Origin of the sequence: Bdellovibrio bacteriovorus, from assembly GCF_041888015.1 — a bacterium.
Taxonomy (GTDB): domain Bacteria; phylum Bdellovibrionota; class Bdellovibrionia; order Bdellovibrionales; family Bdellovibrionaceae; genus Bdellovibrio.
The window spans coordinates 1,098,984-1,111,853 of the sequence record NZ_CP168968.1 but is presented as its reverse complement, the minus strand read 5'-3'; the positions used below and the strand labels follow the sequence as shown (position 1 = coordinate 1,111,853).

Genomic DNA, 12,870 nt, shown 5'->3' with positions numbered 1-12,870 from the left:
CGTCTGTGGTCCTCATTACTTTTTTGATTTTTATCAGGTAAAATCGTTAACTTTTCAACGTCCTGAACCGTTTTAGTATGTATGAAATTGCTATGGGTGGGAGGCCTTGTTGCCGCCGTCAGTCTATTCTCCGCATGTACGGGGCCGCAGCGGGCCCCAAGCTCTGTCATGTACGATGACGAACGGGCCAATCGAATTCAGGAAATTGATATCGAGCTTTCCCACTATTGGAACAAGGACTGGGAATACAATCAGGAACTTTTCCAAAAAGGCCAACCCAATGCCAAGTTTGATCGTAAGCTGAGCCCCAACGACAAAGACTGGGGTCACGTTGAGTCTTTGCTGACCGAAAGAAGTCAGGAGATAAACCAGCTATCCTCAAAACTTTTCCTGCGTGAATGGTCTGGTATCGGCCCTTGGTTTGCAGCCTCCTTCCGCCCTCGCCTCTTCGACAAAGAGGAAGTCATCACCATCAAATCCATGGATGACTTCAAACTGGGTATGCCGCAAGGCTCTTTCCCGATTGAGCACAATTTCTATCAAAGCTACACCCTGCGTTTTGAAAATGATCTGCCTGTGACCACGCTCTTTCCTCATGACCGGCAGGACAGTCAGAAAAAATTTCTTAAAGCCCGCCTGGAGTGTGATGCAGACATCATTCACCCGGGGAAATGGATCTTTTCAGGCGAAACCCGCAGTCGGGTCTATGAGTTCAATTGGTACTACAATCAGGAGAACGGCCAGCGCGTGCGTGTGAAGTTCTCCCCAGTTGTGAATTACTGCAAGTTCTACTTCCGCGATCCTGACAAATCCAAAACGTGGTCCAATGGCTTGCAATTGGTCGACATTGGTCGCGCCACCAATGAGTGGATCAAGCTGACCAATCATATCGATATCTGTGCTCGTCCCGAGGGAAATTTCGGCAAAGATCCCTCTGCTTTTTTCTGGACTCAGGACTTTAACTACACCACTTGCCCGCAGACTTTCGACAAACTGGTGAACCTGCGTGATCCCTATACGTCCATGAATCAAAAGATTCTGGCATTGACGGGGTCCCCACTAAAACGCAAAGACTTTAATAATAAAAATCCGATGGCCGAACTGGATTTCTCGAAAGCTCCGAAGTTTGATGTTATCTGGGTTTCGTCCTTGAATTTTTCTGCGGACTTCTATGGCATGGTCATGTCCAGTGCCCTTCGTTATCATGGCCAACAAGGAACCCAGATTCGCATTCTGGTTCCTGAAGTGACCATGACCCGCAAGGACAAGGCAATTTTGGAACGCCTGCAACAAGGACTTCCCAATATCAAAGTGCAATACTACAAGTACACTTTGTCTAATCAGAACAATGGTGGCTGGCTGGATAAATTCCACCGTGTGAACCACACCAAATTGATCATTGGCCACTCGTCCTCGGACCCGAAAGCAAATTTCCTGATCACTGGGGGCCGCAATATTCGCGATTCGTATATTTTCAGCGATACACCTTTCTATAAAGCATATAAATTCCTGAAAAATTACGGCGATGGCGAAGAGGACTACATCTATTACGATGACTTTGAAATCGAGATTCGTGGATATTCCTTCGTCAAGTCCGTGATGGCTCAGATGCTGGCTTTCTGGATGCGTGACCCCGAATCCCAGCGCTATCGATCCACCAACCTGAACGTGCCCAAAGAAGCGTCGTTCGATCAGGTGTCCCGACTGCGTGCCCTGCCTGACTCAACACCGGTGGTTCGCCATATCACGTCCATGCCTTACTTTGACGGCTATCAGCTGGAGAAATTCTATATCGACATGTTTGATTCCGCGCAAAGCGAGCTTCTGCTGACGACACCTTACTTCCGCCCTTCCGTCGCCATCAGTGCGGCTCTGGATCGTGCCGTACAAAGAGGTGTGAAGGTTAAAATCATCACCCGTATTCATCTGGCTGGTGATGGAACTCCAAAAATCGCGGAAGACGTGAACAAACAGGGTATCAATCGACATTTAAAAGATGTCGAAATCTATGAATGGACTCAGAATAACTCTATCATGCATGCCAAGATTCTGGTGATTGATAAAAAGTTGAGCTTCATCAGCAGTGTGAATATGAATCGACGCAGCTTTATCCATGATACGGAAAGTGGTGTTTTGATTCTGCACGGTAAAACAGCGATGGAGATGCGCAAAGAAGCCCTCGACTATATCAGCAAGGGCCGTCGCGTCACCGCTTCGGAAAAAGTGGGTTGGATCAACTCCACTTTGATCGATTGGGGTGACTCTTACTTCTAGTGAAGAGAGCTTTTGTACAACTTCTCTTGCAAAGCCTTCACTTCAGGAATTGAAACGTCATAAGGACGACCGCACACCTGACAAGTCACGTGCACCGGTTCCTGTTTCTGGATCATGTCTTCCAGATCCTCATTGGTAAGAAGTTCCAACGCACGCATCACACGATCTTTGGTGCATGGGCAGAAGTATTCCACCGGATGCTCGTGTTCCAGCTCTTCATAGGCAATGCCATCAAGGAAGGGCTTGATCAGGTCTTCGGCAGACGCGCCACCCATCAGCATTTTTGAAATATTTGGTTTCTTGTCGTCGTAGTTCTGCTGGATTTTTTCAACCATCGCTTCATCAACACCCGGCATGACTTCGATCAGCACACCACCGGCCGCTTGCACTTTACCATCAGCATCCAAATAAACACCCAACGAAACCAATGAACGAATCTGGTGGGACTGATGCAGATAATGAGCAATATCGTCCCCGATTTCACCACTAACAAGCTCAACAGTTCCCTGGAATGGCTGCTTTTGGAATGGCTGATGTCGGGCAACACTCAGAAGTCCGATCCCCATGGCTTCTTTCAAACTCAAGCCATTGTCATAATTTTCTGGCTGATATTGTGGGTTGGCCGTGTAACCACGCACATGACCGTTGTAAGATGCTTCTGCATAAATACTTCCCAAAGGACCGTTACCACGGAAAAGCAAACCCACCACCTGATCATCTTTTAACTGCGCCGCCATTAAAAGAGCACCAACCATGCCGCGTCCCACAGCCACTGTTGGCAAAGGATACGTGTTTTGCAGGCTTTGCATATGTTGAACGACCTCAGTGGCATTGACTGCGGCAATACGCAAAGTCAGATCTTTGGATACGAAGCGATGAACCCGTTCTTTACTCATGACAAACTCCCGGACTTTGTGGAAAATGAAACCTAACAAAGCAGTCCCATTTTTTCAAGTGAAGAGAGCCCTTGCCCATGAAGATCTACGTCTTTAGACACGCCCAGAAAGCCATGGATTTTTCCGGAGATCCGGATCTGACCGCCGAGGGACATGCTCAAGCTTCCAAATTACTCGACAAGGTGCTTAAAGAGGAACTGCCTCGCCCTACCGAGCTTTGGGTTTCCCCTAAAAAGCGCACGCATAGCACCTTTCGCCCCCTGTCGCAGCATTTCGGACTTCCCCTCGTGATTCAAGATGCCCTGCTGGAACAAAAATCCGACGAAACGGTGACCGAGTTCCGCCATCGCATCAGCAAAACCCTGGAAAATGCCGCGACTCAAAAAGAGGCCGTGATTTTCATGTGCTCTCACTATGACTGGGTGGTTGAAGCCATGGCGGTGGCACCGGCTGACAAAGATCTTTCGGATTCCGAGTTTTCCCACTGGAGCCCGGCCCAGCACGTGGGCTTCCATGTCAATACCGACGGAGTTTTCGAGTTTATCGAGCTAAAAAGGATCCAACTATGATTCAGAATATCTGGGCCGTAGGCCGCAACTATGCCGATCACGCTAAAGAACTGGGCAACGAGGTTCCCACAGAACCCATGCTGTTTTTGAAAGCTGGAAGCTCGGCAACCCTGGCTGCAAAAGAAATTCATCTTCCCGAGTGGGCAACGGAAATCCATCACGAGGTGGAGCTGGCATTGCAATTTGATGAAAATTTGCAAATTGATGAAGCCTGCATCGCTTTAGATCTGACCGAAAGAAACAAACAAAATCAGCTTAAATCCAAAGGTCACCCTTGGACTTTGGCGAAAAGCTTCAAGGAATCCTGCCCTCTTTCCGGGTTCTTTGCCGTCAGCGATCTGGAAGACTTGAAGAATCTTGAAATAATTCTAAGAATCAACGGCGAAGTCCGCCAAAAAGGCAACACGGCCCAGATGATTTTTGGCTATGAAAAGCTGATTGATTTCGTCCGTCTGCACTTCCCGGTGACCCCCGGCGACCTGCTGCTGACCGGAACCCCTGCCGGAGTCGGTCCTATTCGCCGTGGCGACGTTTTGGAAGCCGAAATTGTAGGTAAAATAAAACACACCTGGAACGTTCGCTAGCCATTCGCGTCAAGCAGGCGTTCCCGGGCGCCTTCACGGAACACTAATCGCTTGAATTTTTGATTTCTCAGGGAGAATATGCGGCCCTTCTATAGAGGTAAAAGCATATGAACGACATTCAGTCGCAAATTGTCTCCCGTGGCGAAGAGATCCTTAAACGCATGGAAAGCCAATCAAAGGCTTCCATTTTCTCCAAAGATTTCTGGTATGGCTCCATCATGGAATGGAGTATGAAAAATGAAAAATTCAAAACCAATATGTTCCGCTTCGTGGACGTGCTTCCTTCCATCAACTCTGGGGACGAAGTTGCGCGCCACTTGAAAGAATACTTCTCTGAAGACGGCGGATCACTTCCTCCGGTGTTCAACGTGGGACTGGGCTTGGGTTCTTTGGCACCGGGCTTGATGGCCGGAGCGATCAAAAAGAACGTCATGGGTATGGCAAAAATGTTCATCACTGGCGAAAGCCCGGATGAAGCTCTGCCTGTTCTGAAAAAAGCACGCAAAAACAAAATGACCTTCACCGTCGATATTTTGGGTGAAGCGACTTTGTCTGAAAAAGAAGCGCAAGACTACAGCAGCAAGTACATGGAGCTGATCACTTGGTTGGCGAAAGACGCTGAGAAGTGGGACGAAGTTCCCCAGATCGATCGCGATCACGAAGGCGCTTTGCCGAAAGTGAACGTGTCTGTGAAAATGACAGCCCTTTATTCCCAGATCAAAGATGCCGCCTGGGATGAATCCAAGAAAATCCTGAAGGACCGTCTGCGCCCTGTGTTCCGTCTGGGTATGGAAAAAGGCGTGTTCGTGAATCTGGATATGGAGCAATACTCTGTCAAACACCTGACACTGGAAGTGTTCACAGAACTGATCAACGAACCGGAATTCAAAAATTATAAATTCTTCGGTATCGTGATCCAGGCTTACCTGCGCGATTCCTTCGAAGACGTCAAATCCCTGACAGAGTTCGCACAAAAACGTGGCACTCCGTTCTGGGTTCGCCTGGTTAAGGGTGCTTACTGGGATTACGAAACAATCGAAGCGGAACAACGTGGCTGGCCAGTTCCAGTTTACACCAACAAAGCAGAGTCTGACGCGAACTACGAAGTGTGCGCGAAGTACTTGCTTGAAAATATCAAATACATCCGCCCTGCTTTTGCTTCTCACAACGTCAGAACTTTGGCAGCGTGCATGCTTTACGCAGAAAAGCTGAACATCCCGAAAGAGGCTTTGGAATTCCAAATGCTTTACGGAATGGCAGAACCCATCAAGAAAACCATCGTGGACATGGGCTATCGCATGCGTGAATACGCTCCGGTGGGTGAACTGATCCCGGGTATGGCGTACCTGGTGCGCCGTCTTCTGGAAAACACATCCAACGAATCCTGGCTGCGTGGCAAGTTCGCCGACAACAAATCCATGGCGGAACTTTTGAAAGATCCGGCGCAAGGATTGACTCCGACGTCTCCGGTTATTCCGAAAAAACCTGGCAAGTTCTATAACGAACCGCTGTTGGATTTCGCAGTGAAGGCCGATCGCGAAAAAATGCAAAAAGCACTGGCTGATGCGAAAGCCTCTTTGCCAGTGAACGTGAACATCGTGATCAACAACAAAGAACTTCAATCCGGCAAAGTCTTTGACCGTGTGAATCCATCCCAGTCCGATCAGATCGTGGGTAAGATCCAGATGGCTAGCACCGAGCAAGCGGAACAGGCCATGCAAGCAGCGCAAACTGCTTACAAAACCTGGAAGAATGTTCCCTGCGAACAACGTGCTGCTTTGGTGGACAAGCTTGCTGACATCATGACCCGTGACCGCTTCAAACTGATTGCCACGCAAGTGCTTGAAGTCGGTAAACCATGGGCGGAAGCTGACGGCGATATCGGTGAAGCGATCGACTTCTGCCGTTACTATGCCCGTCACATGCGCGAGCTGCAAAAACCACTGCGCGTGGGTGGATTGCCGGGTGAGCTGTCTCACTATATCTACAAATCCCGCGGTGTGACGGTGGTGATTGCTCCTTGGAACTTCCCTCTGGCGATTCTGGCCGGCATGGTGACTGCGGCGGCTGTTGCAGGCAACACCGTCGTGATGAAACCTGCAGAGCAGTCCACAGTGGTTGCCTGGGGCTTGATGAAAATGATCCAGGAAGCCGGATTCCCACAAGGCGTGATCAACTTCCTGCCGGGTTACGGTGAAGAAGTCGGCGAATACATCGTGAACCACAAGTACACGACAACGATCGCCTTCACAGGTTCCAAAGCTGTGGGTCTGCACATCATGAACCGTGCAGCTGTGGTTCAACCAGGCCAGCAACACGTAAAACGTTGTATCATTGAAATGGGCGGCAAAAACGCCGTGATCATCGACAACGATGCGGATCTGGATGAAGCAGTTGACGGTGTGATCTATTCTGCATTTGGTTTCAGCGGTCAGAAATGTTCTGCTGCCAGCCGTGTGATCGTGCTTGATGAAGTTTACGACCGTTTCGTGGACCGTCTGGTTGAAACAGCGAAATCCATCGAGATCCACCCTGCTGACAATCCAAAAGCCTACATGGGGCCGGTTGTCGACAAAGAAGCTTACGACCGTATTCTGGGCACAATTGCTGACGCTGAAAAGAATCATAAACTGCTGTTCAAGGGCTCTGCTCCAGGCGGTGGATTCTTTGCGCCGCCGACAATCTTTGGTGATGTTCCAGGTGATGCGAAGCTGGCTCAAGCTGAAATCTTCGGCCCCGTTGTGGCGGTGATCCGTGCGAAAAATCTGGATCAGGCGTTGGATATTGCCAACAGCACCGAGTACGCTTTGACTGGTGGTATGTTCTCTAGAAGCCCGGCGAACATCGCTCGCGTGAAAGAGGAACTCGAAGTCGGAAACCTTTACGTGAATCGTGGTATCACGGGCGCGATGGTGGATCGTCATCCATTCGGCGGCTTCAAAATGTCTGGTATTGGTTCTAAAACTGGTGGTCCTGATTACTTGAAACAATACATGGAGCCTGCGTGCGTGACTGAGAACACTCTTCGTCGCGGCTTTGCTCCAGCAGAAGAATAGTTTTTAGCAGACTTCAATCTGATAAATCACAAAGCCCTTGGTTTCCGCCAAGGGCTTTTTTATTTGTAGGTTTTTAGTAGGAGAGCCGCTTGAAGTTTGGATTGGTCACCGCCTTCGGCCTCAACACCTCGGTGGAACCATCTTTTCCGGAATCTCTGCTGCCGAAATTCAAGTCTCCTTGAGTGATCGGGAAATAGGGATCATTTATACTGAACGGCCAGATGATATAGATGTCATAGTACTTCGTATTCACACTGGGCATGACCTGAGAATCACAAGTCTGACCTGCGATTTCCTTTGCGACCCCAGCCGCCCAGTCTGAAAAACCACAAAAACTATCTGTGTTGAATTTTGTTACAACCGACTCTGCCACAGGTGTCAGTTTTATGGATGCAATGGTACGATCCAGTTTTCGCGCATCATAAACTTTTTCATGTATACCAGTTCGGCCGGAGCCCAGCCTCCCTTAAATCAATTTTAATTTACAGGATCTTTGAAGTGTCTCACGATGATTCACTCTTTGGGTCTGTTTCTCAAAAATGAGATTTCGCGTAAAAAAGCCGAACAGATCTTTAGTAGAAAATTCATAAAATAACGTTTTTACTCCGATAAATTATCATATGGGCCACCTCGGTACGTTAATAACATATCTGAGAAGAATCTTTTCTTCCTACACCCCAGTACTATTCTCAGTCTTACTGAGCGGATGTACTTTGGACACGATGATCGAAGCTCTGACCAAAGAGAACTTCAAACTCATCACAAACATCGAAGACAATTATGTAGATCTGAATTCAGCAACTCTGAATCTGGAAGGCCAGTGCGACAAAGAAGAAGGACCGATTACTTTCAAGCTGAACTCGGTCGAGCGCGACCAAATGGATTGCCCTTCTTCTGGAATCTGGCAATATGTTTTGGATGTTCACGACCTGGGGGACGGTGAAGTCTCTTTGGTCGTTGAGCAAGTCGAGCTGGCCGACGCTTCCAAAAAAGTTAAGTCTGAAACCGTCACTTTAAACAAGGACACCTCCCCGCCACAGCTACTGAGTATGCCGGATGTCATTTTGAACGATAAGGGATTCATCAGCTGGGACTGTCAGAATCTGAATGATAAATGTACATTCCGATCCTTCGTTTCCGCGACGGATCTATTCACGTTTGCAGCAGAGCCTTACACAAATCTGAAAAGCAATATGACCTTCCCGGATGGGAAGTCATATCTGTTCTTGCAGGCTAAAGACACTGCAGGGAATCTGTCTGCTGTTAAAAAAGTGGAAGTCTATTCCGGCGCTATGGGCATTCTGATAAACCCTATGCAATTGAAGCTGGCGATGGCTCAGGCTGTGACATTGCGATTCTATATTCCACAGCTATTTGCAGAGTATTCTCTCTACAACAATGACACCTGTACTGGAGCCGACAACTGGCAGCCCCGCACCACGGGTACCCACAACTGGAATCTGCCTTCGACCACACCAAACCTCTACACAGTTTCTGCCAAGTTCCGCACAGCTACGGGGCTTGTCAGCCAGTGTTTCACAGACAGCATTCCGCTGATTGATCTTACCACCATATTTAATATCTGTACTTCTGGTTCATCCAGCGCACCGTTCGGAATGATAGGCAGCTCTTTGCAAGGTCAAAATCCGGGTTATGCCAACAATGAGAACTGTAACTTTGCTGTAAACACCACTCTGCCAATGGACATCATACTGGCATCTCCACTGTCGACGGAGGCGGACAAGGACATCTTCTCTGTTCGCCAGAACTCCCAAGTCCTCTATTCCGCATCTGGTTCAGATGTCCCCACGGGACTGGTTACGCTGGCGACCACCCAACCCGGCCCTTTCACCTTCAACTTCAGTTCAGATGGACAGAATACCGGCACCGGATTCGTTTTCTACTGGATGCCAAAAAAATCTATCCATCAGGAAATTATCATCAATGAAGGAGCCCTTCAAACAAGCTCCAAATACCTGCGTGTGACTTTTGACCTTCCTTCTTACCTTAAAGAATACTATCTGACCGAGGACTCGTCATGCACTGCTGGCGGGACCTGGAAAACAATGGCCGCCCAAAACCAATTTGTCTCAGCGACCACCGGCCCGGGCACAATCAGACTCTATGGCCGTTTCCGTGATATTTTCGGAAACGAATCCGAATGTACCAACAAAACCATCTCTTATTCTGCGCCGACACTGGCCATCACTGCCCCGGCGAATTCCAATGAATTAACCTCGTCTCTGGACCTGGCCGGAACCTGCTCCGAGGCCGGAGCAACAGTTCGCATCACGGGAACTTTCACCGGCGAAACAACCTGCACAGCACAAAATCAATGGACCCGGTCGTTCAACCTAGGCGGCACTCCCAACAATACCACGATCAATGTCACCGCAGAGCTGATTGTCGCCGGCAACACTGAAGCCTCCACGACCAGAAACTACACACTCAGCAGACATGTGACCCCGACTTCTCACGCCGCCAACGGATATGTTGGTCTGACCTTCACGCTGTCCGGAACTTGCGCCCCTAATGGCAGTACAGTCAACATCACATCTCCAAATGCCGCCGCCCTCACGTGCACCAACGGCGAATGGTCTTCTGTACAAACCGTCAGCGGCAATGATGGTGATCTGATTACTGTCGCCGGAAACCTGGTTTATCAAAGCATCAATCAGGATAGCTTCTCATTCCAGGTGATTTTGAGCACCGCCCCCCCAGTAGCCGTCGTCAAAGGATTTCCTGCGGCCATCAGTTCAGAGCTAAATCTGCCTATGAGCATTTCAGGCATTGGAATCAGTTCATACAGATATAAATTCGGTCCGGGAATTTCCTGTTCATCGGCCTCGGGTTACTCTGCAGAACAAAGCATCGATCTGGGCGTCACTGTCGATCAATCCGCATATGCGGCCGGCACTTCAGTCACTCTCTGTGTCATCGGCAAAAGCGGACTGAATGGACTTTGGCAGGATCTGTCTGTGGCAACCACCCACTCCTGGCAGAAAGCCAGTCTGAAATATGTCTCTTTAAGCACCCCAAGCCAGGTGGTGTCCGACGGGCAAACCGGAGTGGTTTTGAATGTCACACTTTCAGAGTCTTCACCTTCCAGTGTCCGGGTGTATTTCCAGACATCCGGTGATGCCATTTACATGATCGACCACAATCTATATCCCGGGTATATTGAGGTTCCGGCCGGCCAGACAACTGTGCAGATCACTTTCGACAGTCTTACGAATCCAGTGACTAAAGACAGCACACTGGGCGTATATCTCACTCACACCAATAAAGCTGATTACTTTGTCGGTGAAAATCACACCAAACACTATATGTTGCGCGATCCAGTGCGCAGCGCTCAAAAAGTCATCAGCTTTACGAATGGCAGCGATACGAATCCTTCAGTTACCTGCGCTGTCACCGAAGACGGACGGCTGCGCTGTTGGGGACAGCAGACCCCCACCCCTGCCGGTATCATCACTTATCTTCCTGCCGTCAATTTCACTCAAGTTGTCGGCAACCGGAATCATTTCTGTGCTTTAAGTGACCAAAATGACATGTATTGCGGAGTCAGCGGCGTCATAAACACAAGCAACCATGATCCCGGCATCAAATACAAATCCATTGCGATGAGGCAATACATCGGCTGTGGCATCACCTCTGATGACCGTGTCAGATGCTGGTCCATGGACAGTTCATTTACCACCAAGTATATTGATGATGGCGTCATTAAATTCAAAAAAGTAGCCCCTTCTCACGGCACCACTTGCGCCATTTCTTTGACAGATGATCTTTACTGCTATGGGGAAAATACATACAAAACCATCGCCAACAATGCGACACCAAGCTTCAGCGTACTGACCTTGGTAGACAGTGGCACAAAATACAGCGACGTAGCGGCATACACCTATGTCTGTGGCATCACACTGATCAGCCAGCAACTGCGCTGCTGGGGACGTAATGACTACTATCAGGTCGGCAATGGCACAAATACGGCCACTGTAACACCAGCGATTATTGATGGCACCACCAAGTATATTCGAATCAGCGGTTCTAACACCAAAGCTTGTGCCATAACGGATGACTACAAATTGAAATGCTGGGGCAAAGAAATCACCGGTGGCTGGGCAGCCACCCAAACCAGAAAGCTTTACGCCACTCCTACCCTGCTTCCTACGAATCTGAACTGGAAAACCGTTGAAGCTAACGAAGGATCCATCTGCGGCCTGGCCGACGACGATTTGCCTTACTGCTTCGGTGACGATATCAACTACCGAACGGCAGTGAAAGGGACCCTGGATAAGCTGGCTTTGATGGACTCCGGTCAATACACCGACTATAGCGTCAACCAGAACTCTTACTGTACTATCCGCAATGACGGGGCTGCCGTCTGCAGCACTTACTACAACAGTGCGACCCCAAGAAGAAATCCGCGTGTGATTCAGCCGTTTGTCAGCTTCACTGGCGGAAATATCATCGCCAAAAAAGGCGCCATGTCGTGCATTTCGTCTCCAACCTCCACCTACTGTGCGCGGAATAACTTCTTTGGTCACCTTGGCGACGGAACTTCAACAGACTACAATCAGGATTTCACACTTCTGACTGGCACGGTTCTGAAGGGTCTGACTGAAAATACCTACTGCGCAACGGGCGTCGATGCCGACGGTAATTTGAAGGGCTGGGGCTATGCCGCCGGATCACTCGTCTGTCCGAACACCATCACCAGACAACCGAAGAATATTCTGCCTGCAGTTAAATTCCGCCCGGTCCTGGACAGTCAGAATCTGGATGCGACCTGCGCTCTAAGTCTCAGTAATGAGATCTACTGCTGGGGCTCCAGTGCCATCATGAGAGGCTCGCCGAACAGCGCGACTCCGATCTCAGTGGATTCTGCCTACCGTTATACAGACTTCAAAGTTGCAGGAACCCGCGTATGCGGCATCCTCGAAACCTCAGGTCAACTGCGCTGCTGGGGCAACAACTCCAATGGAAGACTCGGCAACAACAGCACGACTCTGTCGTCTGGAACTGCCGTTACCGGAGGCCACAGCTATTCGAAGCTTGATATGAACGACAATATCACCTGTGCTCTGCGCGGAACCACCTTGGACTGCTGGGGAGGAACAGCCACACACAACAGCCTTGTCCCCTTTGCTGTGAACGGCGGTGCCTCTTACAAAGACTTTACGGTGACTGCGTACACGGTCGTTGCCGTGACCACCGGCGGACAGGTGCACATCTGGGACGACGGGCTGTTTAAGGATGCTCCACGAGTCATCTCACCGGCCGGTGTTTCATTCAAATCAATCAAGTCCTCCGCAGACAATCAGCTGTATTGCGCACTCTCAACGGACGACCGTCTTTACTGCCGGGACCTTGAGTTTAGTTACAATATGCATCTTCACCAGGTGAAAGAAGCCCGGTTCTAGAAAAAGAAAAAGGCCACTGTTTCCAGTGGCCTTTCTTAATTAAATTAAAATAGAGGTGAGAACATCAT

Annotated in this window: 7 protein-coding genes; 5 read left to right on the top strand and 2 right to left on the bottom strand. The window is 49.3% G+C overall.

Going from position 1 to position 12,870, the window contains the following annotated elements; translation table 11 throughout:
* Positions 1 to 81: 81 nt before the first annotated feature.
* A complete protein-coding gene (locus ACES2G_RS05410) occupies positions 82 to 2,274 on the top strand; it encodes a phosphatidylserine/phosphatidylglycerophosphate/cardiolipin synthase family protein (protein WP_374001504.1) in 2,193 nt (730 codons plus the stop codon).
* Here ACES2G_RS05410 and ACES2G_RS05405 read toward each other — a convergent pair.
* On the bottom strand, positions 2,271 to 3,170 hold the full coding sequence (locus ACES2G_RS05405) for an Hsp33 family molecular chaperone HslO (RefSeq protein WP_347358128.1): 900 nt from the start codon (positions 3,168 to 3,170) through the stop codon (positions 2,271 to 2,273). The genes ACES2G_RS05410 and ACES2G_RS05405 overlap by 4 nt on opposite strands.
* A gap of 77 nt (positions 3,171 to 3,247) precedes the next feature.
* On the opposite strand from ACES2G_RS05405, the gene ACES2G_RS05400 reads away from it, so the two are divergent.
* From ACES2G_RS05400 to pruA, 3 genes are all read left to right on the top strand, one after another.
* Entirely contained in the window at positions 3,248 to 3,739 is a 492-nt protein-coding gene (locus tag ACES2G_RS05400; RefSeq protein ID WP_347358129.1) for a phosphoglycerate mutase family protein, read from the top strand.
* Positions 3,736 to 4,323: a fumarylacetoacetate hydrolase family protein gene (locus tag ACES2G_RS05395; protein ID WP_347358130.1), complete on the top strand. Its 588-nt coding sequence runs from the start codon at positions 3,736 to 3,738 to the stop codon at positions 4,321 to 4,323. The genes ACES2G_RS05400 and ACES2G_RS05395 overlap by 4 nt, the downstream gene beginning before the upstream one ends.
* Before the next feature lie 107 nt (positions 4,324 to 4,430).
* On the top strand, positions 4,431 to 7,379 hold the full coding sequence (pruA, locus tag ACES2G_RS05390; RefSeq protein WP_374001503.1) for an L-glutamate gamma-semialdehyde dehydrogenase: 2,949 nt from the start codon (positions 4,431 to 4,433) through the stop codon (positions 7,377 to 7,379).
* Between the two features lie 73 nt (positions 7,380 to 7,452).
* On the opposite strand, the gene ACES2G_RS05385 is transcribed toward pruA, so the two are convergent.
* Entirely contained in the window at positions 7,453 to 7,752 is a 300-nt protein-coding gene (locus tag ACES2G_RS05385; protein ID WP_374001502.1) for a hypothetical protein, read from the bottom strand.
* A 349-nt stretch (positions 7,753 to 8,101) separates the two neighbouring features.
* On the opposite strand from ACES2G_RS05385, the gene ACES2G_RS05380 reads away from it, so the two are divergent.
* The gene (locus ACES2G_RS05380; protein ID WP_374001886.1) at positions 8,102 to 12,802 is read left to right on the top strand and encodes an RCC1 domain-containing protein; all 4,701 of its coding nucleotides are present in this window, start codon (positions 8,102 to 8,104) and stop codon (positions 12,800 to 12,802) included.
* Positions 12,803 to 12,870: the final 68 nt, after the last annotated feature.